The 26,217-nt window shown below is 44.4% G+C and carries 20 protein-coding genes; 9 read left to right on the top strand and 11 right to left on the bottom strand.

The features are described 5' to 3' along the window. Positions 1 to 60 precede the first annotated feature (60 nt). Positions 61 to 1,176 carry an agmatine deiminase gene (gene aguA / locus ACP69U_RS07920; protein WP_087813751.1) on the top strand — a complete coding sequence of 372 codons (1,116 nt, stop codon included), beginning with the start codon at positions 61 to 63 and terminating at the stop codon, positions 1,174 to 1,176. Positions 1,177 to 1,259: 83 nt separating this feature from the next. Further along, positions 1,260 to 2,639, top strand: a complete 1,380-nt coding sequence (locus ACP69U_RS07915) for an NAD-dependent succinate-semialdehyde dehydrogenase (RefSeq protein ID WP_314884711.1) — start codon at positions 1,260 to 1,262, stop codon at positions 2,637 to 2,639. A 95-nt stretch (positions 2,640 to 2,734) separates the two neighbouring features. Here ACP69U_RS07915 and ACP69U_RS07910 read toward each other — a convergent pair whose 3' ends face one another. The 3 genes from ACP69U_RS07910 to ACP69U_RS07900 all read right to left on the bottom strand — a co-directional run bounded on the left by ACP69U_RS07910 (position 2,735) and on the right by ACP69U_RS07900 (position 7,416). Then, complete coding sequence (locus tag ACP69U_RS07910) at positions 2,735 to 4,177, bottom strand: APC family permease (RefSeq protein WP_045445480.1); 1,443 nt, start codon at positions 4,175 to 4,177, stop codon at positions 2,735 to 2,737. A 310-nt stretch (positions 4,178 to 4,487) separates the two neighbouring features. Continuing rightward, the gene (gene gabT, locus ACP69U_RS07905) at positions 4,488 to 5,750 is read right to left on the bottom strand and encodes a 4-aminobutyrate--2-oxoglutarate transaminase (RefSeq protein ID WP_426138252.1); all 1,263 of its coding nucleotides are present in this window, start codon (positions 5,748 to 5,750) and stop codon (positions 4,488 to 4,490) included. Positions 5,751 to 5,940: 190 nt separating this feature from the next. Further along, complete coding sequence (locus ACP69U_RS07900) at positions 5,941 to 7,416, bottom strand: NAD-dependent succinate-semialdehyde dehydrogenase (protein ID WP_314884712.1); 1,476 nt, start codon at positions 7,414 to 7,416, stop codon at positions 5,941 to 5,943. Positions 7,417 to 7,678: 262 nt separating this feature from the next. On the opposite strand from ACP69U_RS07900, the gene ACP69U_RS07895 reads away from it, so the two are divergent. Next, positions 7,679 to 8,449: an IclR family transcriptional regulator gene (locus tag ACP69U_RS07895; RefSeq protein ID WP_426138251.1), complete on the top strand. Its 771-nt coding sequence runs from the start codon at positions 7,679 to 7,681 to the stop codon at positions 8,447 to 8,449. Between the two features lie 56 nt (positions 8,450 to 8,505). Here ACP69U_RS07895 and ACP69U_RS07890 read toward each other — a convergent pair whose 3' ends face one another. From ACP69U_RS07890 to ACP69U_RS07880, 3 genes are all read right to left on the bottom strand, one after another. Beyond that, positions 8,506 to 9,555, bottom strand: coding sequence for a histone deacetylase family protein (locus tag ACP69U_RS07890; protein ID WP_426138250.1), 1,050 nt, complete (start codon positions 9,553 to 9,555; stop codon positions 8,506 to 8,508). 55 nt (positions 9,556 to 9,610) lie between these two features. Further along, positions 9,611 to 10,810, bottom strand: coding sequence for a CaiB/BaiF CoA-transferase family protein (locus tag ACP69U_RS07885; RefSeq protein WP_314884716.1), 1,200 nt, complete (start codon positions 10,808 to 10,810; stop codon positions 9,611 to 9,613). Between the two features lie 186 nt (positions 10,811 to 10,996). Continuing rightward, positions 10,997 to 12,181 carry an acyl-CoA dehydrogenase gene (locus tag ACP69U_RS07880; RefSeq protein WP_314884717.1) on the bottom strand — a complete coding sequence of 395 codons (1,185 nt, stop codon included), beginning with the start codon at positions 12,179 to 12,181 and terminating at the stop codon, positions 10,997 to 10,999. Positions 12,182 to 12,356: 175 nt separating this feature from the next. Between ACP69U_RS07880 and ACP69U_RS07875 the strand changes: the two genes are divergently transcribed. Then, positions 12,357 to 13,184 (top strand): IclR family transcriptional regulator, encoded by an 828-nt coding sequence (locus ACP69U_RS07875; protein ID WP_314884718.1) that lies wholly within the window; start codon positions 12,357 to 12,359, stop codon positions 13,182 to 13,184. A gap of 73 nt (positions 13,185 to 13,257) precedes the next feature. Here ACP69U_RS07875 and rtcR read toward each other — a convergent pair whose 3' ends face one another. Then, complete coding sequence (rtcR, locus tag ACP69U_RS07870; protein ID WP_314884719.1) at positions 13,258 to 14,979, bottom strand: RNA repair transcriptional activator RtcR; 1,722 nt, start codon at positions 14,977 to 14,979, stop codon at positions 13,258 to 13,260. Between the two features lie 254 nt (positions 14,980 to 15,233). Between rtcR and ACP69U_RS07865 the strand changes: the two genes are divergently transcribed. After that, entirely contained in the window at positions 15,234 to 16,466 is a 1,233-nt protein-coding gene (locus tag ACP69U_RS07865) for an RtcB family protein (RefSeq protein WP_109590863.1), read from the top strand. Positions 16,467 to 16,797: 331 nt separating this feature from the next. On the opposite strand, the gene ACP69U_RS07860 is transcribed toward ACP69U_RS07865, so the two are convergent. Then, complete coding sequence (locus tag ACP69U_RS07860; protein WP_087813741.1) at positions 16,798 to 17,307, bottom strand: hypothetical protein; 510 nt, start codon at positions 17,305 to 17,307, stop codon at positions 16,798 to 16,800. 154 nt (positions 17,308 to 17,461) lie between these two features. On the opposite strand from ACP69U_RS07860, the gene ACP69U_RS07855 reads away from it, so the two are divergent. From ACP69U_RS07855 to ACP69U_RS07840, 4 genes are all read left to right on the top strand, one after another. Further along, positions 17,462 to 17,920 (top strand): DIP1984 family protein, encoded by a 459-nt coding sequence (locus ACP69U_RS07855; protein WP_087813740.1) that lies wholly within the window; start codon positions 17,462 to 17,464, stop codon positions 17,918 to 17,920. A gap of 330 nt (positions 17,921 to 18,250) precedes the next feature. Next, on the top strand, positions 18,251 to 19,354 hold the full coding sequence (gene rtcA, locus ACP69U_RS07850) for an RNA 3'-terminal phosphate cyclase (RefSeq protein ID WP_314884721.1): 1,104 nt from the start codon (positions 18,251 to 18,253) through the stop codon (positions 19,352 to 19,354). A 207-nt stretch (positions 19,355 to 19,561) separates the two neighbouring features. Beyond that, positions 19,562 to 21,364 carry an FMN-binding glutamate synthase family protein gene (locus ACP69U_RS07845; protein ID WP_314884722.1) on the top strand — a complete coding sequence of 601 codons (1,803 nt, stop codon included), beginning with the start codon at positions 19,562 to 19,564 and terminating at the stop codon, positions 21,362 to 21,364. 72 nt (positions 21,365 to 21,436) lie between these two features. Then, positions 21,437 to 22,252 (top strand): phosphodiester glycosidase family protein, encoded by an 816-nt coding sequence (locus tag ACP69U_RS07840; protein WP_426138249.1) that lies wholly within the window; start codon positions 21,437 to 21,439, stop codon positions 22,250 to 22,252. A 131-nt stretch (positions 22,253 to 22,383) separates the two neighbouring features. Here the strand turns inward: ACP69U_RS07840 and ACP69U_RS07835 are convergent, their stop codons facing one another. The 3 genes from ACP69U_RS07835 to ACP69U_RS07825 all read right to left on the bottom strand — a co-directional run bounded on the left by ACP69U_RS07835 (position 22,384) and on the right by ACP69U_RS07825 (position 26,191). Beyond that, the gene (locus ACP69U_RS07835; RefSeq protein ID WP_314884724.1) at positions 22,384 to 23,580 is read right to left on the bottom strand and encodes a globin domain-containing protein; all 1,197 of its coding nucleotides are present in this window, start codon (positions 23,578 to 23,580) and stop codon (positions 22,384 to 22,386) included. Positions 23,581 to 24,017: 437 nt separating this feature from the next. Beyond that, positions 24,018 to 25,241, bottom strand: a complete 1,224-nt coding sequence (locus ACP69U_RS07830; RefSeq protein ID WP_314884725.1) for a vWA domain-containing protein — start codon at positions 25,239 to 25,241, stop codon at positions 24,018 to 24,020. Between the two features lie 86 nt (positions 25,242 to 25,327). Further along, positions 25,328 to 26,191 (bottom strand): AAA family ATPase, encoded by an 864-nt coding sequence (locus ACP69U_RS07825; RefSeq protein ID WP_270896942.1) that lies wholly within the window; start codon positions 26,189 to 26,191, stop codon positions 25,328 to 25,330. Positions 26,192 to 26,217 lie beyond the last annotated feature (26 nt).

Here is a 26,217-nt window from a genome sequence, read left to right as displayed (position 1 = left end):
CTATATTTTTAACTGACTCTCACTATTTTTATAGTCGCTTGAGTGCGATAAGGTGATTTTATGTCCATATTACTGACTGATACGACACCACAACAAGACGGCTTTTACATGCCAGCAGAATTTGAGCCTATACAAAAAATATGGATGGTATGGCCATACCGTACTGATAACTGGCGACAGCAAGCCGCTCCTGCTCAGAAATCTTATGCTGATGTCGCATTGGCAATCAACAGATTTTGTGAGGTTGGCATATTGGTCAATCCTGATAATTACCAATCATGCCGCGATAGTCTACCTGCTGATATCGACGTCATATCCATGCCCAGCAACGATGCTTGGGCGCGTGATACCGTCCCGACATTTTTAATCAATGATAAAGGTGAGCTACGCGCTTGTGATTGGACATTCAATGCATGGGGCGGCAACTATGACGGGCTATACTCGCCGTGGGATGACGATGATAAGCTGGCTGAACGCTTATGTGACCATCTAGATATCAAACGCTATCGAACGGATGACTTTGTGATGGAAGGCGGTGCATTTCATGTCGATGGTGAAGGCACGGTTCTGACCACACGTATGTGTCTGCTCAGCCCTGGGCGTAACCCGCACCTGACCGAAGATCAAATTGAAGACAAGTTAAAAGCCTATCTTAATGTGCAAAAAGTACTGTGGATTGATGACGGTATCGATCCTGACGAAACCACTGGTCATATTGATGATATTGCCTGCTTTGCGCGCCCTGGTGAAGTGGTTTGTTTATACACTGATGATTCTAAGCATCCATTTTATGAAGCAACGCAAAAAGCCTATAAACAGCTATCTAATATGACCGATGCCAAAGGTCGCCGCCTAAAAGTCCATAAGCTTTGCTGTACCGAGCAATCTGTTACTTTACCTGAGAACTATGATATTGAACAATCTGACGATGCCAAGGCGCGTCAGACTGGTGATGTTTGTATCGCCTCGTATGCCAATTTTTTAATTTGTAATGAGGCTATCATCGTACCGCAATATGATGATAAAAATGATTCATTAGCCATCGAGCAGCTTGAAAAAGTATTTCCTCAGCATCAGGTAGTGGGAGTACGCACAAAGGAGATTGTCTTTGGCGGTGGTAATATTCACTGTATTACTCAGCAGCAGCCAAAATCATCAATTAAAAGCATTAACTAAAATCATCAATTAAAAACACACGCATAAAAATATAGACCCAAATGGATTTTGAACCCAATAATATTTTAAAAAAGGACATAGCTATGAGCGATTATCAAGTTAATAACCCAGCCACTGGCGAAGTAGAAGCCACCTACCCTACGGCAACTAAGCAGGACATCCAGAACGCTATTGCACAAGCCGATACCGCTTATCAAGACTGGCGTCAGGTTTCATTGGATGAGCGCAGTGCCATACTTCATAAAATTGCCGATATCTATCTTGAACGTCAAGACGAGCTGGCTCGTATCGTCGCCAACGAGATGGGCAAGCCCGTTGCACAAGCAAAAGGTGAAATCGGTCTAGTTGCCGATATCTATCGCTATTATGCAGACAACGCTGAGCAGCTACTAGCACCTAGTACCATTGATGTTGACTCAGGGTCAGCTTCGGTAGAGAAACGTCCTGTGGGCGCTCTATTAGGTATCATGCCGTGGAACTACCCGCACTATCAAGTGGCACGTTTTGTCGCGCCAAACTTTATGGCAGGCAATACCGTTATTCTAAAGCATGCACCGCAATGTCCTAAGACTGCAGAAGCCATCGCTGATATCCTAAAAGATGCTGGCTTACCTGAGGGTGTCTATAACAATGTGTTTGCCACCAATGAGCAAGCAGCGACTATCATCGAAGACAGCCGCGTACAAGGCGTTTCGCTAACAGGCTCTGAGCGAGCTGGGCAAGCGGTTGCTAAAATAGCAGGCGGCGCGCTGAAAAAAGTCGTGCTAGAGCTTGGCGGCTCAGACGCCTTTATCGTTGCAGCTGATGCGGATATCGAACAAGCTATAAAAGGGGCTATTTCTGGTCGTTTTGGCAATACAGGACAAGCGTGTAATGCTGCCAAACGCCTTATCGTCGTCGAATCTGTGTATGATAAATTCGTTGAAGGGTTTACTAATGCCGTAAGCAATATGGCACTCGCTGATCCACTTAATGAAGATACTTTCATTGGTCCAATGTCTTCAAAGGCAGCCGCAGTTAACTTGCAAGAACAGCTCGATAGCGCCATTCAAGCAGGCGCGACCGTATTGGTCGAAGGCGGCATGGGCATGGTCAAAGACAAGCCGGGTGCGTGGTTTAAGCCTGCGGTATTGACAGATGTAACTGAGTCTATGGATGTTTATCGTGAGGAGCTATTTGGTCCTGTGGCGGTCGTCTACAAAGCTTGTGATATCGATCATGCCATCAAGATAGCTAATGATGTGCCTTTCGGACTTGGCGCTTCTATCCAAACGCAAGATGCTGCGCTAGCCGCTGAGATTGCTGACAAATTAGAAGTCGGTATGGTCACTATCAATGCGCCTTCTGGTAGCGAAGCCAATACCCCGTTTGGCGGCGTTAAACGCTCAGGATTTGGTCGCGAGCTTGGCACTCTTGGTATTACTGAGTTTTTAAATTATAAATTGATTCGTGATAAGTCGTAATCGATAGAGTCATTTTTAGAAAAATAAAAAGCCTAACATTGACTGTTAGGCTTTTTTTGTAGGACAATTTTATTAAAAATAACCCATCGAAAAAACTATTGCTTAGGTGGATTATCTTTTAACCATAATTGATTGACGATTTTTAATTCACGTAGCTCTTCTGCCATAATTGACTCGCTAATACCTGGATATTTCACCCTTGCATAACCATATAACGCAATACCTAAGACTGTCCAGCCAAAGAAAATCCACCACTCGATAGGGGTTAGCGCGGATGGCATACCTGGCATATACAGCATGAGTATTCCAAAACTTAGCGCAATCGTGACCATGCCAACGAGCTTACCTGCTGGTATTCTAAATGGGCGTACCATATCAGGCTCGCGGTAGCGGAGTACTAAGAATGAGATAGCGACACAGGTATAAGCAATAACGATACCAAAGCCACCAGCATCTACGATCCACACCAGCATTTTACGACCAAACAAAGGTGCTAGTGTCGCCAAGCCACCAATCAATAAAATCGCATTCGACGGCGTCTTATACTTTGGATGCAGCTTGCTTAAAAAGGCGGGCAACATACGTGCTTTTGACATGGCATAAAGTAGGCGGCTACCACCAATCAAGAAGGCATTCCAACTTGATAAAATACCAAGCACACCGCCAATGACTAATAAAATACCTGCCCACTTGCCATGCCAAGCATTGGTCATCGCATCAGCAGTGGCGAGCGTTGAGTTTTCGGCTTGTAAGAGTGGCAAGGTCGTGCCAACACTCCAAGCGATACCCACATACCACATTACCGCAACGACAATCGATAAAATCAAAAATTTACCAATATTAGGACGAGTCAGATCAATTTCTTCTGCCGCTTGCGGAATAACGTCAAAGCCGACAAACATAAACGGCACCATGACAATAACGGCCATCATACCGCCAATACCACCGATAAATGCAGGTGCTTGTACTGAGTTTGAGCCTTCAGGATTAAACATGACTGCGCCAATGAACAGCAACGTACCAACAAATAAGATGCCCAATACGGCCGTCTTTTGAAACCAGGCACTGACTTCCATACCGCGGATATTTAGCCAAGTGACGATGACTGAGCCTAGCATCCCAACGCCCACCCAAGTGGCATAAACATCCCAACCAGCGATGGTCCAGAGATACCCTTGATTGTAATTGGGGATAAAATACTCTACGACTGTCGGCAAGGCAACCGCCTCAAACGCGACCACCGAAAAATACCCAAATAGAATACTCCATGAGCAGATAAAGGAGACATTTACCCCCAGCGCTCTATGCGTATAGGTATGCTCACCGCCCGTAATCGGCATCGATGCGGCAAGCTCGGCATAAGTTACACCAATCAGTATCACTGCCAAGCCGCCTATCAAGAACGCCAGCATTGCGCCCCAAGTCCCCGCAGATAAAATCCAACCACCAGCCAAGACTACCCAGCCCCAACCTACCATAGCACCGAATGCTAAGGCGATAATATCTAGCGTCCCTAACGATTTTTTTAATTCAGACATAACCTGCTCCTTGTCTGTGTGTCATCCGTGTTAACCCTTGACGGTCACACTATTTTTTGTTTAGTGGGATAGTACCCATCATAATTATCATATATACCTTTTGATCGAAGCTGCTAGGCACTACTTGTTTCATATTCAAATAGTACAAACAGCAACGGCGTCTTGACTTGCAAGGCGCCGTTGTAAAAAATGTACTCAAAGCGAGTGCCATATGGGCAATCTTGCTGTGCTATTAAAGATAGCCTTTTAACCAAGATCGAGGCTTGATTAAAAGTGATGTATTTCACTATAAATAAATACTGAATACTTATTAAGCAGTTAGGATACCTTTGATAATATCTAGGCCTTCTTGGAGCACTTCATCTTCAACCGTCAATGGCACCATCACGCGAATGGCGTTGCCATACATACCGCAAGATGCTAATAATAAACCTTGCTCAAATGACTTTGCTTTTAGGTTAGTTGTCGCTTCCACATCAGGCTTGCCATCATTATCGATTAGTTCAAACGCGAGCATCGCGCCTTTATGACGAATATGACCGATGTTGCTTAAGTTTAAGCCCTTTAAGAAAGCTTCGATTTTGTCGCCAATCTCAATACTGCGCTCAAGTAAGTTTTCTTCTTCGATGACTTCCATGACAGCGAGTGCAGCCACACAAGCCAGTGGATTACCAGAATATGTACCGCCCAAACCGCCTACCTGCGGTGCATCCATGATATCGGCGCGACCGATAACCGCAGAGATAGGATAACCACCCGCCAAGCTCTTGGCACTGGTCATTAGATCTGGCTCAACGCCCAACTGCTCGGTGGCAAACAACGTACCCGTACGGGCAAAACCACATTGCACTTCATCAAAAATCAAGACAATGCCATGCTCGTCGCAGATATCGCGTAAAGACTTGGCAAATGATGGGGTGACTTGATGGAAACCGCCCTCGCCTTGTACTGGCTCGATAATCATCGCTGCCACTTCGCTAGGATCGATATCCGCTTGAAAAATCATCTCAAGGCTATGCAGCGCTTGTGCTTCTGTGACATTCAACTCTTCAGCTGGGAATAGCGCATGGAATACAGAGCCTGGCATTGGACCAAAGTTCTTTTTGTACGGCAGCACTTTACCTGTCAAACTCATGCACATTAAAGTACGACCATGCCAACCACCAACGAAAGAGATGATGCCTGGGCGACCAGTTTTCGCACGAGCAATCTTGATACAGTTTTCGACCGCTTCTGCACCAGTGGTTAAAAAGAATGCTTTTTTCTCACCGCTGATAGGTGCTTTTTCACAAAGTTTTTCGGCAAGATCTACATAGCATTCATAGTTGATCATTTGCGCCGCAGTATGGGTAAACTTGTCAAGTTGCTCATGCACGCGCTGGGTAATTTTTGGATGGCTGTGACCAGTATTCAGTACTGAGATACCACCAACGAAGTCAATATAACGATTGCCTTCAACGTCCCAAACTTCTGAGTTTTTGGCTTTTTCTGCAAAGATGGGATAAGCAACGCCAAGTCCTGTTGGTAACACAGCTTTACGGCGCTCAAGTAGTGATTTATTGGTAGTCGTCATAGGAATGTCCTTTTCTTTATTTTTAACATAAGTGCCAATGATTGAATGGCGGTTTTGAGGAATGGTTTATCTAATAGTTAACAATTATTAATTGCTAGTTGCTAGCTATAGAGGGGATTCATGGTGCTGAATCCCGTTCGATACGGTGTAACAATTAAAACCTTAAAAGAGAGCGTATGTCGCTAAACGATTAGCTGACGTCAGAGCACCAGTATTTGGTCACGACATATTCTTCGATGCCGTATTTTGAGCCTTCGCGGCCGAATCCAGACTGCTTGACACCGCCAAATGGGGCGACCTCGGTAGAAATCAGACCCGTATTATGACCAATAATGCCGTATTCAAGACCTTCAGTGACGCGCCATGAACGTGCATAATTGCCACTGTAGAAATAGGCAGCCAAGCCGTAGATAGTATCGTTGGCCTGACGAATAACGTCTGCTTCATCTTTAAAGGTAAAGATAGTCGCAATAGGGCCAAAGATTTCTTCGTGCGCGATATCCATCTCAGCACTGATATCGGTAATGACCGTTGGATTGTAAGTCAGCTCTGAGGCGTCATTGGTGCTGCCGCCAGCGATAAGCGTCGCGCCTTTGTCTAAAGCATCTTTAAGTAGCGCTTGCACTTTTTCTAGCGCCTTTTGATTAATCAAAGGACCAATATCTACGCCTTCATCCATACCGTTACCGACATTTAGCTCAGCGACTTTTTTCACAAACACATCTAAAAATTCATCTTTAATGCTGTCTTGCACATAGACACGGTTGGCACAAACACAAGTTTGACCAGCGTTACGATATTTAGAGGCGATTAAGCCTTCAGCTGCTTTTTCCAGATCAGCGTCATCAAAGACGATAAATGGCGCATTACCGCCCAGCTCTAATGACAGTTTTTTGATGGTTGTCGCACATTGAGCCATCAAGGTACGACCGACTTCGGTAGAGCCTGTGAATGAAAGCTTATGAATGCGTACATCGCCCGTTAGGATATCGCCGATGGTTGATGATTTGCCCGTCACTACTTGGATAACGCCTGCGGGAATACCTGCTTGTTCAGCCAAGGCAGCCAGTGCTAATGCAGAAAATGGCGTTTCAGTCGCAGGTTTGATAATCATCGTACAGCCTGCTGCCAATGCTGGCGCGGCTTTACGAGTAATCATTGCCGCTGGGAAATTCCAAGGCGTGATCGCCGCGCAAACGCCAACGGGCTGCTTTAAGACGACATGGCGCAGTTGTGACTGATTGGCAGGGATAACATCGCCATAAACACGCTTGCCTTCTTCGGCAAACCAGCGGATAAAGCTATTGGCATAGCCCACTTCACCGCGCGACTCGTTTAGAGGTTTGCCTTGCTCAGCGGTCATAATGATAGCCAAGTCTTCTTTATTGGCATCGATGAGGTCTGCCCACTTTTGTAGTAGCTCAGCACGCTCTTTCGGGGTTTTGGCTGCCCAAAGGATCTGGGCTTCATGAGAGGCGGTAACCGCGTCGTTCACATCGTCGGTCGTTAGGCTTGGTACCGTACCGATGATATCGCCGTTGAAAGGATTGCTCACATCAATAGTCGAGTCATCACTAGCGGCATGCCAGCCATCTTTGATGAAACACTGCTGTTTAAGTAGATCTGGGTTCGATAGCTGTAGCGTAGACTGTGACAGTTGTGACATTGTGACGCTCCTTGTCAATTGAGGTTTGCAAATAGGATTCGCAGATTTATAGCGATAAGTGAATAACAATCAATAGAAGGTTATGATTTAAATAATTATTGATAACTTGTTAAGTGTTCAATATACTGAACATCTATTCTATATATGAGACATCATTATAAGAATGATAGCCAGCCATTTGCAACCCCTATTCTCATTTTAATGATGATTTATCGCGTTATTTTTATATTGTCTCAATTCTACTGACTTTTATAGGTTCCTTATGAGCTCAACTGCCGTTCCTGCCTTGGACAAAACCTTTCAGATTTTAGATTTAATTACTGATAGCTCACAGCCTTTAACCGCAGCTCATATTGCTAAAGAGCTCAATCTACCACGTAGCTCAACCCACAATATTTTGCAAAGTCTTTTGACCAAGCATGTCATTTATAAAGACAGCGATAGCCGCTTTCATTTAGGCTCTTATTTGATGTATTGGGCAGGTAAGTATGAGCAGCAGCAAGGCGTCATCCAATTATTTAAAGACCTCATTGTCCAGTATGCGATTCTTCTTCAACATACAGTCACCTTATCTAAGCTTGATTTAGGTGAAGTGGTGTTTTTAGCCTGTCATGAAGCGCCTGCCCCGCTTGGCTTTACCTTTCGCGCTGGTGTTCGCGTACCAGCAGTATTCTCTGCCACGGGCAAAGCCATGCTCTCAACCTTTTCTATGGACAGTATAAAATCTATCTATGCCAGCGGGTTCCCTACGCCTATTACCCAACACGGTGTCGATAACTTTACCGATTTATCCACTGAGCTGGCGGCTATTCAAGACAGTCGTATCTCCCTCGACGATGGGCAACTGCGCGAGGGTATGTATTGCTTAGGCACTTATATTCGCAATGCATCCGGCAATGCCGTTGCCGGTATGGCGGTTAGCTTTTTACAAGGTGAGTATGAATCCAAGCGTGCTGAGGTCAGTGCTGTTCTGATTGAATTGGCCGAGCAAATTGAGCAGCGTTTGGGTTTTATCGATAATAAATCAAGTTAAAACGCTGCTAGTTTCTTGTTTACTTCAAACTCTTTCAGTTATTTTGATGATAACTGTTAATCTTCTGAAATAAGCCCTGATAAAAATGCTTGCAAATTGTCATTGAGCTTTTGCAAGTAATAACCGCCCTCGACTAAAACAATCAGTGGTTTGTTTAGCGCCTTTATCTTTTGTGCCAATATTTTAAATCCTTGCGTACTCACCGCACATCTCGCTTCTGGGTCGTTCTCGTAAACATCAAAACCTAAGACATGCACAATGACATCAGGGTCAAATAGCGTTATCGCTTCAATAGATTTGTCAACATACTCAAAAAACCCAGCTTCATCGGTGCCATGTGGCATCGGGAAGTTAATGTTATAGCCTTCGCCCACGCCTGTGCCCCTTTCAAACGCATGCCCTGTCACTGCGGGATAAAAGTTAACGGGGTCACCGTGAATCGAGGTATAAAGAATATCGCTGCGATCATAAAATATCTCTTGAATACCTTGTCCGTGATGCATATCCGTATCGATAATGGCGATTTTTTCGTATTTTTGCCGAAGATGTTCGGCGATGATGGCGGCGTTATTTAGATAGCAAAATCCGCCAGCGGCGCTTTTGCGAGCATGATGACCAGGCGGCCGTGAGAAGCAAAGCTGTATATGACTTTCGGCACGCTCGGTATCTGATAAATCATCGTTCAGCAATGCTTCAGCCGCATTGAGTGCAGTCTGTGCCGACCAATAAATGGACGTCCAAGAATGCTCGCTGATAGGTGCACTATCATCGGCTTGATACTTCGCCGCTTTTGCCATGATACCGATACCGGAATTGTCATACGGTACAAAAATCCCCGTCTGTACCTGCGCGCCTAGATCTTCTTCAACTGCCATCCATTGATCATAGCCATGCTTGAGAAACTCAACATAACCGAAATCATGAACCGCCAATATAGGCCCAATGCCAATATCTGTAGCTGTCGTCACCTCTAACCCTAAAGCTGCTGGTGCTTTTAAGAACTCAACCATACGCTCTGGTATCTCTAACGGCTCATGCATCTTTCCATAAGAGAAATAAGTTAGTGGTCTGTGCAGGCTTAGGTTTTCATGGCTGTATATCTTCATGCTTAACATTCCTTTGTTTAACATTTTTTCCAATGGCGCTTTTTTTGATGCCTAACTAAACAATCCCATCGGCTTTAAGCTTGTCTATCATGTCGCTGTCATAGCCCAAATCAGCAAGCGTACTATCGGTATGCTCGCTCAATTGTGGTGGTGGCGTACGATAAGTGACGGGTGATGCGGATAACTTGATAGGATTGCCAAGTGCTCTTACCGGACTGCCTTGCGTGGCAAAATCGACAATCATTTCGCGCGCTTTTGCTTGTGGCATCGCCAAGGCCTCAGCGATATTATGAATTGCTCCGCACGGAATACCTGCTTGATCTAAAACTTCTAACCAATAAGTACGAGGTTGCTCGGCAAACTTTTTGCTCAATTCGCCACACAGCAGCTCACGATGAGCAACGCGTTGTGGATTGGTCATAAAGCGCTCATCGGTATGCCAATCAACTGCAAGAACATCACAAAGTTTGGCAAACTGACTATCATTCCCACACGCTAAGATAAAGTGCGCATCCCCCTGACCAGCAAACACTTGATAAGGCACAATGTTTGGATGCTGATTGCCCAATCTGGGCGGGATTTTACCTGATGCCAAATGGTTCATACCCACATTGGCTAGCATTGCCAGCGCACTGTCGAATAGCGCTACGTCTACCTGTTGCCCTAACCTAGTAGTCTCACGAGCAATCAAAGCCGCTTGAATACCAATCGTCAGCTGCAACCCGGCAAACAAATCGACCACTGCGACGCCAACTTTATGCGGTTCACCATCACTCGGACCCGTGATACTCATCAGTCCTGACAACCCTTGAATAATATAATCGTAACCGGGGCGCGCGGCATCTGGCCCTGTCTGACCAAACCCTGTCAATGACGCATAAATCAGGCGCGGATTGTGTTGTTTTAGACTGTCATAATCCAAGCCGTATTTTTTTAAACCACCCACTTTGAAATTTTCTACCAAGATATCACTATCAATGGCCAGTTTCTTAATGATGGCCTGCCCTGCATCAGTGGTGATATCGACAGTGAGGGATTTTTTATTGCGGTTAATGGTGGCGTAATAAGCGGAGGTATCATCGCTGAATACTGGCGGTGCCCAATGGCGTGTTTCATCACCAATATGCGGACGCTCAACCTTGATGACTTCAGCACCCAAATCTGCAAGTACTTGTGTACAAGAAGGACCGGCCAATACTCTCGATAAGTCGAGCACCTTGATACCGTGTAATGCACCATTTGCCATATCCGTCATAACAATCCCTTATTGTGTGGCATATTCTTTGATTTTTTGACAATAAAATTGTCATTTATCATTTATTTTTTTGGCACATAAATGATGGATAACAACTGAAAAAGTACGCTACTGCTTATCACAAAACCAAACAGTAACGTACGTTGATAGCCTAAAAACTGACTCGCACTTATTCACCAGCATTAATTAATAAAACGCTTGAATGCCTGTCTGCGCACGACCTAAGATGAGCGCATGAATATCGTGCGTACCTTCATAGGTATTAACCGCTTCTAGGTTCATCACATGACGGATAATGTGGAACTCATCAGAGATACCGTTACCGCCATGCATATCACGAGCAATACGCGCGATATCCAGCGCCTTACCGCAGTTATTACGCTTAATCAGTGAAATCATCTCAGGTGCGGCATTGTCTTCATCCATCAGACGACCCACACGTAGCGCGGCTTGTAGACCTAACGTGATTTCTGTCTGCATATTAGCAAGCTTCAACTGTACCAGCTGCGTTGCGGCGAGCGGACGACCAAACTGCTTACGATCTAACGTGTATTGACGAGCCGCTTTCCAGCAGAACTCAGCCGCACCCATCGAACCCCATGCGATACCATAACGGGCTTTATTTAAGCAACCAAACGGCCCTTTTAGACCACGGATATCTGGGAAAGCATTGGCTTCAGGGACAAACACCTTGTCCATAACGATTTCACCCGTGACTGAGGCACGCAGTGAAAACTTACCTTCAATTTTCGGTGCTGATAAGCCTTTCATACCTTTGTCTAAAACAAAACCGCGAATTTCGCCAGCATCATCTTTGGCCCACACGACAAACACGTCAGCGATAGGACTGTTGGTAATCCACATTTTATTACCCGTCAACTCATAACCGCCATCCACTGCGCGCGCACGCGTCGACATTGATGAAGGATCTGACCCAGAGTCTGGCTCAGTCAAACCAAAGCATCCTACGTACTCACCCGAAGCAAGCTTAGGCAAATAACGCTCTCTCTGCTCTTCAGTACCGTACGCCCAAATAGGATGCATAACCAAGCTTGACTGTACGCTCATCGCTGAACGGTAGCCCGAATCAACGGCTTCCACTTCCTTGGCAATCAAACCATAGGCAACGCTCGATAAACCAGCACAGCCATAGCCTTCAATCGTGACACCCAGCAAACCCATTTCACCCATTTGACGCATGATATTACGGTCAAAATTCTCATGACGATTGGCTTCAACGATACCCGGCATCAGCTCTTTTTGAAAAAATTGACGAGCGCTGTCCGTGACCATGCGCTCTTCATCAGTCAACTGGTCACGTAATAAAAATGGGTCTTCCCAATCGAAACTTGGACGCGTAGATGTTGCCATGTGGATCTCCTTGATATCAGTCATCCTGACCGACGATTAGTAATTAATGAATAAATTAACTTAATAATTTATTGACTTACTATTTCCGCTGTGCGAAACTTAGTTTCATAATTTAAATCTATTAAAACAAAGTTTTACCGCGCTGTAAACCTTTATCAAGAAAAATGAGCATAAAATGACAAAAAATGTATCGGCAGCTCTGCCATTACTCGATCGAATGAGCACCATTCTTGAACAAAGTAAAGACAATAATGATCGTCAGTTTGTCACTGCATTAGGGCGCGGACTGACTCTGTTAGCGGCCTTTGAGCAGTACGAGCGGCTCAGTCATCAGCAGTTATGTCAGATGACTACCCTACCAAAAGCGACCATCACTCGCCTGATTCACACATTGATAACGCTTGGATTTTTACGCATGACCGAGCACGGGCAGTATCGACTAGGCAGTAGTGCTGTACGTCTAAGTGCTACCGCATGGAGTCGCCACGATATGGTCGCAGCGGCTGAGCCATTACTGCGGCAGTTCGCTAGTGAGAATGAAGTATCAGTGAATTTAGCAACCGAAGTCGAAGGAGAAATGCGCTATCACGCTTGTTGTCGTAGCCCTGCTCGCTTATCAGTCAATTTGCAAGTTGGCTCGGCAGTGCCCGTCGACCGTACTGCGATTGGACGCGCTTTTTATGCGGCTAGCTCGCCAGCAAGACAGGCAGTTATCATTAGCAATCTAAAAGAAAATTTGTCTGCTGAAGAATATCACCATGCGCAAACCGCCCTAGCCAGCGCTGCAGCGCACTATGCAGAGCATGGCTATACGGTATCAGATGGTGAGTTCTCTACTGATATATTGGCAGTGGCCGTTGGTGTCTTTGATGTTGCGACTGGGCAATATGCGTATTCGCTCAATGCCAGTGTGCCAAGTGCCAACTGGGAATCAGAAGAATATGCAGCGATGATTGTGCCAAAATTGCAGGCGTTGGCTGAGCGGATTGGTAGTGGTGTTTAAAAGAGAACAAATGATAAATCTATAGTACGAGCATCTTGGCTTAGTTGATAGGTTTTGTCTTATGAAAGATGCTTCATTTTAACCCATCAAACCTCAGCCCAAACTTCATTAGATACTTACGCAATCTATCGCTATCATTAGGGCTTTTTAGCTTATCGCGTGAGTTGGCATACAGATAGCGCCCCGCCGCCGCTTGGTTTTTGTGGTTAATACAAATCTCAATCACATACGCCAGTTGCACCACATCAAACGGATCAATAGTTGTCAGCATGTCTTCATCGAGATATCTTCTTAAAATATTATGGCTACCCTGCTCAACAGTTTCGCTATCTAAACTAGTATCAGGGTTATTATCGCTTGGGCTATTTTTATTGCCTTTATTGTCATTAATTAAACTATTCGAGCCACTCAAACTGTCAGGCAGCTCCCAAAGATGTGTTAAGCGATCAATCTCCGCTTGCACATCATCATTGCGAATGACTTTACTTTCAGCTAGCGTGGTCAGGCGAATCATACTGGCCGTCAAATCACGAAAGTTCCCTTGCCATGTCGCATCCTGACTCATCGCAAAGCTTTCATAACGCTGCCTTGCCTCTGGGGCAAATCGATAATGCTGCTGCTGTTCACTACCCAAGCGCGCTAGCTCGTAATCGATATTGGCAGGTAAATCTTCCAACCTATCTTTGAGTGATGGCAAAAAGAAAGTCCACGTATTGAGACGCGCAAATAAATCCGCTCGAAACTCACCATTAGCGACCGCTTGCCGCAAGTCTTTATTGGTGCCTGCCATTAGTTGAAACGACACGCTAATCGGTGCATCACTACCGAGCGGATAAAAACGCTGCTCCTCTAGTGCGGTCAATAGCATCGCTTGCTCATCAAGCCCCAGCTCACCGATTTCATCTAAGAATAATAATCCACCATCAGCTGATTTTAGTAGCCCATCACGACTTGTCGCAGCGCCCGTAAATGCGCCTTTGACATGACCGAATAGCACACTCATGGCAGTGTCACCACGCAACGTGGCGCAGTTTACCTCAACAAATTTTTCAAGCGTGTTTTTGCCTTGCGTGCTGTTAGCTTTGGCTTTTTTGAGCGCGTAGATTTGGCCTGCCAGTTGCGACTTTCCTGCCCCTGTTGCGCCCATTAGCAGTATGGGTGCAGTCGAGCGTGTGGCCACCTTTTCGATATCGGAGATGAGCTTTTGATAAGCAGCGTTTTGGGTAACTAGATTAGCTTGCAAGGTTTGCCAATGTTGCTGCTTTTCTGCTTCAAAGCGCGCGCGCAAGCCATCATAGCGTGAGACGTCTAGATCGATTACTTGATAGCGACCTTGCGGATCGGCTTGGTCAGGTCTTGGGCAAGGGGAAGTCTGAATCAAATCTGCGGGAATAAAGCCCGCCTCTACCAACAAAAACCAACAAATTTGCGCCACGTGCGTACCTGTGGTCAAATGCAATAAGTAATCGGTACTATCCTGAAAATCAAACCCTGCGGCAAAATCATACAGCTCAGCATAAACATCGGCAAAATCCCACGGGCTAATCAAAGCCACATGATGACCAATAACGGTAGTGTTCGGACTGACTTTCGCCATGTCATCTTTAATAATTTTAAACAGCCGCTTATCGCGCTTGCTATATAAGATATGCAGCTCATCGACGAGCAACTCATCATGCAGGCCTAAACTGACGGTTGGTCGCCAACGCTGCCAACGCTTGTCATTAAAGCCATTGTCTAAAGTAGTGCCGAGGAAGCCGATGACGGCAGTTTTGTTGTTCGAATCACTGTTCATAATATTACTTATCGCTGATTATCATTAATAAATAGTATATTATTTTCTATCTAGTTAGATATATTTCTATATATTTTTAGCCCATGGTTAAATAAATATTTTTATTCGAAAAAAATACAAAAATTAAACCATTTATTATCAATTACTTATGACTAAATACTGAATATCTTAAAAACTTGGCATGTCCTTAGCATTATATAAAGTAAGAATTATCTTCAATAATAAACAAACTTTGCAACGCTAAGGAATACAACATGCAACCAACCACTCATAACATCATTCAAGACGGTGGAACGCCGATTAGACTCTGGACTAAGGGCGTGCCTGTCGATCCAAAAGCGCACGACCAATTGATCAAAGCATCAAAAATGCCATTTGTATATAAATGGCTTGCGGTGATGCCCGATGTACACGTTGGGATTGGCGCGACTATCGGTACGGTATTGCCAACCAAAGAAGCGATCATTCCGGCTGCCGTTGGTGTCGATATTGGCTGCGGAATGATGGCCGTACAAACCACCCTAACCGCAAACGATTTGCCAGACAGTTTGCTTGGTCTGCGTACGGAGCTTGAAAAAGCCATTCCACATGGTCGTAGTAAAACGCGGGGTCGCGGATCACGCCGTGATGTTGGCGCGTGGGCGAACCCTGACGACACCGTCATGAACGGTTGGGGAACGCTGGTTGATGACTTTAACTATATAACCCAAAAGCATCCTCGCCTAAAAAACACCAATAACCTTAACCATTTGGGTACGCTGGGTACGGGTAACCATTTCGTCGAGGTGTGCCTTGATGAAACCAACCAAGTTTGGATCATGCTGCACTCAGGCTCACGCGGTGTGGGTAATGCCATTGGTCGCTACTTTATTGAGCTGGCACGTGAGGACATGCGCAAGTGGTTTATCAACTTGCCAGATAAAGATTTGGCTTACTTTGCCGAAGGTACAGAGCATTTCGATGATTATTGGTTTGCGGTTGGTTGGGCGCAGCGTTTTGCTTTTAAAAACCGCGAAATCATGATGGAAAAAGCCGTCAAAGCCCTACGCCATATCATACCTAAGCCGTTTGATGCAGCCGTAAAAGCGGTGAACTGTCATCATAACTATGTAGAAAAAGAGCAACATTACGGCGAAGAAGTATTTGTGACCCGCAAAGGTGCGGTACGTGCCCGCGTTGGTGAATACGGAATTATTCCAGGGTCAATGGGTGCCAAATCATTCATCGTGCGCGGTAAAGGGAACGAAGAATCGTTTTGCTCTTGCTCCCATGGTGCAGGTCGTATCATGTCACGTACCGAGGCGAAAAAGGTATTTACAGTCGCCGATCAAATTGCACAGACTGCGGGCGTAGAATGCCGAAAGGACGCGGATGTAATTGATGAGATTCCAGCGGCTTATAAAAATATTGATGACGTAATGCAAGCACAAAGCGATTTGGTAGAAGTGGTGCATACACTGCGTCAGGTGGTTTGTGTTAAGGGGTGAGATGCTTTAATAAAAGGTTTAGGGAATCTTTTTAGCTTCGCAAGAGCCAAGCTGTGCTTGGCTGGAATTAGAAAAAGCAAAAGCTTAAAAAGCATGGCCTCAACATTTGAGTTCTTTAAATACTGCTACATATGCTTTTCATAATTTTGTTTTCATTAAGAACTTAGCTCGGTGCTCGTCCCTCGCACAAAAGAAAATACCTTACGTATTAGTCGTAGGCTACAGCTTTAGCCCAACATCTTGAACTTGCAGATTTATAAAGCTGGGTTAAAACTCAGCCTACTTTCACTACTTATTACACATTCACGGCCAATAATTTTAACAGATAAGTTTACTGCACTATGTGCAACCAACCCATGAGCAAAGCTATAAAAGTTGGAGAGTTATTTATAGAAGTTCTTATTAAGTCTTCTGAAAGAGACTTAAGCATTTCTGCAGGCATTTCACGGATTGCTTCCTGAATCCGTTGTTTTTGATTGCTATCTATATCTTCAGAACTGTTGACTTCTCTTGATAATAGCGCTTTCAAAGTATCTTCCTTAAACTGTACATTGATAGTGTTTAATATTGCTGAAAGCCCACCGTCATTCTCTATAAAATCAATACCTTTATGAGTTATAACAATTAACCTTACATCATCAATTGAAATTGGACAATCTCCAAGCCCAGTTTTAGATTGTTTAAAATTAATAAGCCCATGCTCTCTAAGATAAAAAGTGTTTTTAACAATATCGGACTCTGTAAAAGCTTCAACAATTTCTTTGCCAATTATATCTATCTCCTTCGGATATGTTAAGGCAAGACTTTTAAGAATAATATTTTGAAGACTTCTATTTATCACTGTAGATTTCCAATCTATTAAATTTGTAGGATAGTTGAATTATAGCTAGTCATCAACAAAAGAAAATAGTTATTCAAATTAACAAATACGACAAAGGCAATTTTCTTTCATAGAACATATATATTACGATTATAAAAAATAAGAGAGAACCAAAATGAAACTCGCAGAAGCCCTACTTATCCGTAGCGATATGCAAAAGAAGCTAGCACAAATCAAAGGACGCATTCGTAGCAATGTCAAAGTCCAAGAAGGTGACACGCCAAATGAAGACCCAAACGCCCTAATGGTCGATGCCAGCCAAATCATCACCGAGCTGAGCGTGTTGATCGAGCGTATTCACCGCACCAATGCCATTGCTAAGAACAATGACGGTCAATCGATGCTGACGCTGTTGATTGAGCGCGACACCTTAGAGATGCGCCATAAACTATTGGTCGATGCAATAGCCGCCACGCATACCGAAACGGATCGTTATAGCCATCGTGAGATTAAATACAATGTCATGGTATCGGTGGCTAGTTTACAAAAGCAAGCCGACGATATCGCCATGAAACTGCGGCAAATCAATATTGTGATTCAGTCCAATAACTGGCAAATCGACTTAGTAGAATAGTTAATTTTAGATCACCAACTTTATAGAGAAATGACTATAAAACACCCTTTTGGAACCGACTGGGCGAGTGTTAAGACCCCGCACTCCACAACAGGGGGTTGAACAAATACTGCAGTGGCTACTTGACGTTGCGGGCAAACGTCTTTTTTACTTTTCATGCCCCGTACCTGTCACTTATCACACAGCACTATTTAGACCTTATCACCAGACACTGACAATCGGTTTCAATCTTATTTTTAATGCAACCCAAAATGCATCGGAAGCATTTCATTGAGTCTATTTTAAAAACATCACAAATCAATAGTCGTCCAAACTATAAAGACATTTATCATGACTAAAACAAAACCCAAAACCCTAAAAATCGACGGCAGCACTGGCGAAGGTGGCGGACAAATCATTCGTACCGCTCTATCATTATCGATGTTGACAGGTATACCCATTGAAATGTTTAATATCCGCGCTGGGCGAGCCAAATCAGGATTGATGCGTCAGCACTTGATGTGTGTACAAGCCTCGCAGCAAATATCAAATGCCACCGTGACAGGCGCACATTTGGGCAGTATGGCGTTCGCCTTTACGCCAAGCAAAGTGAAATCGGGCAATTATAATTTTGATATTGGATCAGCAGGCAGCACCAGTCTTGTGCTACAAACGCTTTTACCCGCCCTGCTTTTTTCCAATACTGGTTCAGCATCACCATCTACCGTAACAATAAAAGGGGGCACGCACAATCCACTCGCGCCAACCACGGACTTTTTGCAGCAAGCGTTCGTCCCTGCATTAGCGAAATTGGGTATGCACGTGGGTATCGAATTTGTACAAGCAGGCTTTGCGCCTATTGGTGGCGGCATGATTAAAGCGACGATAACGCCATTTATGCGCCATGCAAGCGCTTCACAATTTAACCTGACTAAACGCGGTAAGCTTATCGGTATAGAGCTGGTCGCGAGCGTGCTCAATCTAGAGTACGACATTTGCAAACGTGAGCTTGCCAGCGCAAAAGCATCATTGGTCGAATCGGGAATTGATGAAACGCTGATAACCACTCATAGTCATAAATTGCAAGGTATAGGTGAAGGCAATAGCTGCTATGCACAAGTCACTCATGAGGTTTCTGACACCCAAAATCATGAAGAATATCACGCCGAGGTGTTCACTTTACTAGGAGAAAAACGCAGCTCAGCGGAAAAGATAGGTTGTCGTTTATCAGGCTTAGTCAAACGTTATGTATTTAACACCGACTCACTGGTCGATGAATACTTAACCGATCAATTACTCTTACCGTTGGCGTTAGCAGGCGGTGGCGAGTTTACCTCGCGTGTCGTTAGTAAGCACACTGAAACCCAAGCATGGCTCATTCAGCAATTTTTGCCCGTTGAGATTCAGCTTACAGTGATCGACGAGCAGAAAACTTTGGTACAAGTTGTCTGTTAAAATCACGCCACTAGCAACATCACCAGTAGCACTCTGTTACCCAATTACTGCTATGCAGTGATATCATATGTGTATGATGTAGGCGATAAATCTGAGCGCTTTGTCAGTGTCTAACAATAATGGTCATAAGGGAGTGGTTTTTTCCCTACTCTCTCTTTAAATCATTGTCACCTTTTTAATATTTATGTATTACTGTTGAGTGTAGCCATGCCCCAATCTCGTACCAATCTAAATCCTGAACCTAAAACCAACTCTCCGTATTTGGTCGGCTTATTGCTGCGTTATAGTACCTTTGGCGCTGCCATCTTGATATTTTTAGCAGGTCTACTACTGCTAAATTGGTGGTTAATTATTCTCGGTGGGTTTGGGGTATGCTTGGGGATTTATGACGTCATACAATCAAAGCATGCTATTTTGAAAAACTATCCCGTTGCCGGACATATTCGTTATGTGCTTGAAGATTTTCGTCCTGAAATTCGTCAATATTTACTAGAAAATGACAAAGAGCAAGTACCGTTTTCACGCCAGCAGCGGGCGCTAATTTACCAACGTGCTAAGAACGTCAGCGACACCAATGCCTTTGGTACGTTAGATAATTTATACACCAATGGTAAAGAATGGTTTTTACAATCAGCGATTAGCCAACCTCTAGAAAACAAAGATTTTCGTATTATGGTTGGCGGTGAGCGTTGTCAACAGCCGCATGATATGTCGGTATTTAATATCTCGGCGATGAGCTTTGGCAGCTTATCGGCTAACGCGATTATGGCGCTCAATCAAGGCGCAAAAATGGGCGGCTTTACTCATGATACGGGTGAAGGGGCTATCAGCCCTTATCATCGCAAGTTCGGTGGTGATTTGATTTGGGAGCTAGGTACAGGGTATTTTGGTTGCCGTGATGATAGTGGCAATTTTGACCCGCAGTCTTTTGCCGAAAAAGCGGTTGATCCACAAGTAAAAATGATTGAAATCAAATTATCTCAAGGCGCAAAACCTGGTAAAGGTGGCGTGCTACCCGCGGAGAAAATCACCCAAGAAATCGCTGATACCCGTCAAGTACCGACAGGTCAAGATTGTGTGTCGCCCTCGTCGCATACCGCCTTTAGTACCCCGCGAGAATTGGTGGCTTTTTGGCAACAACTGCGTGAGTTGTCAGGCGGCAAACCTGTGGGCTTCAAACTTTGTGTTGGTCAGCCTTGGCAGTTTATGGCGATTGTGAAAGCCATGATTGAAACCGATAACTACCCTGATTTCATCGTCATAGATGGCGCAGAAGGCGGTACTGGTGCGGCTCCTGTCGAATTCATGGACAATGTCGGCATGCCAATGGTTGAAGGATTTTTATTAATACACAATACTTTGGTCGGCGCAGGCATTCGCGATAAAATCAAACTTGGAGTGAGCGGTAAAATCGTCTCTGGTTTCGATATTGCCCGTATGATTGCCTTGGGTGCAGACTGGTGTAATTCAGCGCGCGGCTTTATGTTTGCTGTTGGCTGTATTCAGTCACGCTCGTGCCATACCAATACTTGCCCGACGGGCGTTGCCACCCAAGACCCGTATCGTCAAAAAGCGCTGGATGTACCAAGCAAAGCTGAGCGCGTCGCAAGCTTCCATAAAAACACCCTAAAATCCCTAGCCAGTATCGTTGGCGCGGTCGGCTTACAACACCCAAGCCAATTACAACCGTATCATATCGCGCGCCGCCTCGATGATGGGCAGATAAAACTATTATCGAAGTTCTTTTATTTTACAGATAAGGGAGCGCTACTCAATAATAGCGCCCGCGCAGATGTGTTTAATCAGATGTGGGTCATGGCGAACCCGGATAGCTTTTTAGCCAATGATGACGCCCTCATTGCTTATAATAAAGACTCACGGGATAAAGGCAGAGAAACCACCACATCGGTGGAACAGAACCTTGGTAACTTTGCGAGTATCACTGGCGGTGGGCAGTTAATCGGCAACGTCAACAATACTTTTCGCGAATTTCCGCCTAGCAGCGATTAAGAAATAGCGATTAAAAATCCGTGAGCCCTGACTATTTATATCTCACTCCATACTATAAAAGATATATCATTGATGCCAAATTTCGCTCTTTCCTTACCTTTAGGAGCAGTCGCCCTACTCTTGCTAAGTGTCAGTGCTTGCCAACCGATAAGCACTGATGCTGCTGACAGCGAGATACAAAAATGGTCGTGTCAGACTCAGGATGCACCATTTTCTTATAGTGTTTGTAGCATTGATGCTCAAGCCTTAATGAATGGTCGCTACTCATTAAAATTATTTTGGCAGCAGCCTGATAGTACGAAATCGTTACTCACCTTTGATACGTTATTAGCGACATTGCCCTCCAATCAAGCACTTAACTTTGCTATGAATGCAGGTATGTATAACGAAAATTATGCACCGATTGGTTATACCATCATTGATGGTGAAGAGATCAAATCGCTAAATCTTAAAGAAGGCGGTGGCAATTTCCATTTATTGCCCAATGGTGTGCTGTGGTGGGATAAAGTTGGAAAAGTACATATCACAGAAAGCAACGCCTTAAACGAGCAGCTTAACAGCGGCGAAGCGAAGCCTTGGTATGCCACCCAATCAGGTCCTATGTTGGTTATCAATAACGAGATACATCCACAGTTTAATCCTGATAGCACCTCACTCAAGATTCGTAATGGCGCAGGTGTTTGCGATGACGGCCACATAAAATTTGTCAATAGCGATGAGCCAGTGACATTTTATCAATTTGCATCGTTGTTTAACGATGACTTAAACTGTCCGAATGCTCTGTTTTTAGATGGCGGGATTGCGTCGGCATTATATGCGCCCAGCATTGATAAGCATGATAAAAAAGAGATGGGTGTGATGGTTGGATTGGTTGAAAATAAAGATTAGGCGATGTATCCATTTTTAAAATAGTGATAAAAATAAGATAAATTGCACTGAATAAAAAGCACTTGAGACGACTTTGTCATCCAAGTGCTTTTTTATTATTAGCAACAGTTAATGGCTAACAATAGCTAAAATTAACCGCCCAAACTCATCTTGGGACCAAACGGTTCATAATGAACGCTATCAACACCGTGATCTAGCGTCACTAGCCCATCGATCATGCTTTCCATAAATGGCATCGAGCCACAGACATAAATATCAGCAGGCTTAGGTAATTGAGCAAGCCACGCTTCATCTAATAGTTGTCCAGACTCAAAATAGAAAATATGCTTCTCTACAGTCTCAGCCTTTTCTAACAGCGTCTCCACTTCAGTATTGAAAGCGTGATGCGCATCATTTTGGCAAGCATAAACCCAGATAATAGGTCGTTTTGGATTGGCTAATACTTGTGCTTCCAACATAGATAGCACAGGGGTTACACCAACACCCGCACTCATCAATACTAGCGGAATCTCATTTTGCTGTACCAAGTCTTGATTGAGCGCAAAGTCACCTGCTGGTGCTGATAATAAAACCGTGTCACCCACTTCTAATTGGTCGTGCATATAGTTAGAGACCAAACCATGATGCTCATTGCGGTTATCGCGTCTGACCGCAAACTGAATGCCTGCATCGGTACTAGCAGAGTACAAAGAGTAATGACGTAGCGCAACATGGTCACTGTCTTTTGGATCTGTTTTCACTGTGATGTACTGACCTGCGGTTAAAGTCAATTTGCTCAGATCGATCTGTTGATGACTTTCTGCATTATCATTGGCTGGTACAACTGTAAAAGCCGCAATATCCGTAGCAGCTGCTACCTTTTTAGTCACTACAAAAGGCGCAAAACCCTGCCACATCGCCTCCTCATACATGCCATGTTCAATCTGGATAAATACTGAGGCAATCTCATCATAAGCTTCAGTCCAAGCATCGATGATATCGTCATTGGCAGCCTCGCCAAGCACTTCCTTGATTGCACCGATTAAATGCTTACCAACGATAGGATAATGCTCAGGCAAAATCTGTAGAGCACGATGCTTATGGCTGATTTGCGTGACCTGTGGCAATAACGTCGCCAATTTATCCAAGTGTTTAGCAGCAGCTAACACGGTCGTTGCTAGAGCCGTCTGTTGACGACCCAATTTTTGATTGGTTTCGTTAAAGATGTCCAACAGCTCGGGATGCTCTTCAAACATATTTTTATAAAACACCGTGGTGATTGCCGTTCCATGCTCTTCAAGGACGGGAACAGTTGCGGTGACGATTTCTAAAGTCTTTGGTGAAGCCATACTGTCTCTCTTATTAGTACCAATTCCAAAACATATGAGGAGCACCGTCAAACTCGTCTAGTCTACTGAATGTAGTACTTGCACGCGCTTTCTTGCTACTAAAATGGTTGAAGATGGCATAAGTTCATTACATTGATTGGTTGATTAACATATGAAAAATGAAGTGCTTAAATAAGCAACGACGACTGATTTTTACAAACGATTATCAAATTCTTGTCATCAAATTTTTCGCCGAACCAGTCAAAACGCTTCTATAAGATTCATTTAAAATGAATGTTATCATATTTTGCTGCTTATACCAATGCCGTATGACTGCAAAACTGATTATTTTCGATAAAAAAGCAGCCGCTATGCTGTCATAACGGCTGCTTCTATAAAAAAATATGGGGATTAACAGGTTTCTTAAGTTAGGGCGTATCTTTATCCAAACGTCAAAATTAACGTGCTAGATAATTGGTCATCTCTTCTACCCCATGTAAGGTCATCGGATACATTTTATTGTCGAATAGTTTCTTAATTTCAACGATAGTTTGGGTATATTGCCAGTACGCTGGATCTTCAGGATTGAGCCAAGCGACTTTATCGAAATGCGCGAGCACCCGCTTGAGCCAAACAATACCCGCCTCATTGTTCATATATTCAACGCTGCCACCAACTGTCATCAGCTCATATGGCGACATTGACGCATCGCCGACGAAGATAACGCGATATTCACGACCGTATTTATTGAGCAGCTCATACGTTGGCATCGGCGCACTATGGCGACGGTTATTATCCTTCCAAACATAGTCATATAAACAGTTATGAAAGTAAAAAAACTCTAAGGTTTTAAATTCATTTCTAGCCGCTGAAAATAGCTTTTCTAAGGCTTCAACATGGACATCCATACTGCCGCCCACATCGAACAGCATTAGTACTTTGACGCGATTACGGCGCTCAGCTTGCATATGGATATCGAGCACGCCTTTTTTTGCCGTGCGTTTAATAGTCTCATGAATGTCTAGCTCATCGGCGCTACCGGTACGGGCAAACTGGCGCAAGTTTCGTAGTGCCATTTGAATTTGACGGGTACCAAGCTGACTGTCATCATCAAGGTTGCGGTATTTACGCTGCTCCCAGACTTTAGCCGCGCTACGTTTACGCGATTCACCGCCAACGCGCACGCCTTCTGGATGGTCACCATAGGCACCAAATGGCGATGTACCGCCTGTACCAACCCACTTACTACCGCCTTGATGACGCTCTTTTTGCTCTTTAAGTCGTTCTTCAAGCGCTTTCATTAGCTCCTCTAACGAGCCGTATTTTTTGAGCAGTCGGCGCTGCTCTTCGGTTAGGTTTTTTGGATCTAACTTTAAGTCAAGCCACTCTTTAGGAATGTCCGTCAATTTAGCCAATAGCTCATCCATATCCAGGCTGTCGACGCCTTCGAAATAATCTGCCATTGCTCGATCGAATTTATCAAAATGGCGTTCGTCTTTGACCATACAAAGCCGAATCAGCCGGTACATATCCTCACGACTGGCAAAGGTAGACAGCTCTGGATTTTCAAGATGCGGCTGCATCATCAGCCCTTGATCTAACGCGGCATTTAGGTCAAGCAGCTCACGCGTACTGACTGGCACACCATAAGTACGTAAGGTATAGAACAATTTGATAAACATAAGAGTCGCATCGCTTATTGGCTGATATGGTGACGAGTGAAGCCGCTTTATTAGGGCGTGTCGTCATTTTGAAAATAGTCTGTTGTTTAACGGCGCATTATATTAGCAAAGCGTTGCAACAAGCTCACATCGGCTTCATTTTTGAGCAGCGCGCCATATAACGGTGGAATAGACTTCTCACCACGTAAGTTTTCTTCCAACTCTGCTTGCGCCATATCATCAGCCAGTAGCAACGTTAACCAATCGACAAGCTCAGACGTTGATGGTGGCTTTTTAAGCCCTTGGACATTACGCAGCTTATAAAAAATATCCAGCGCATCATTGACCAGTTTTTCTTGGATATTAGGGAAATGAACGTCGATGATTTGACGCATGGTTTCTTCTTCTGGGAAGTCAATATAATGGAAGAAGCAACGACGCAAGAAAGCATCGGGCAACTCTTTTTCATTGTTTGAGGTGATAATAACCACAGGACGCTGTGCAGCAGTGATGGTCTCGCCTGTCTCATAGACATAAAAAGACATTTTATCAAGCTCATGTAGCAAGTCATTTGGGAACTCGATATCGGCTTTATCAATTTCATCAATTAATAATACACTGCGCTCGTTACTGGTAAATGCCTCCCATAGCTTACCGGGCTTGATATAGTTGCCAATCTCATAAACCTTATCATCACCCAGTTGCGAGTCACGCAAGCGCGATACGGCATCGTACTCATACAACCCTTGCTCGGCTTTGGTGGTTGACTTGATGTGCCACGTAATCAGCGGCATCCCTAAGCTTTCAGCGACCTCCTCCGCCAATAATGTCTTACCGGTGCCCGGCTCGCCTTTAATCAATAGTGGTTTTTGTAGCGTCATCGCTGCATTGACTGCCAATTGCAAATCATCAGTGGCAATATAGTTTTGCGTACCAGTAAAGCTTTTTTTCGTTTTATCAGTCGTGGTCATAATCAAGTCTCAGTTATTGTTATAGA

This window comes from Psychrobacter sp. TWR1-1-1, from assembly GCF_049895865.1.
GTDB classification, from domain to species: Bacteria; Pseudomonadota; Gammaproteobacteria; order Pseudomonadales; family Moraxellaceae; genus Psychrobacter; species Psychrobacter immobilis_A.
Note: the sequence above shows the minus strand (reverse complement) of the source record. Positions and strands in the feature narration are given on the sequence as shown.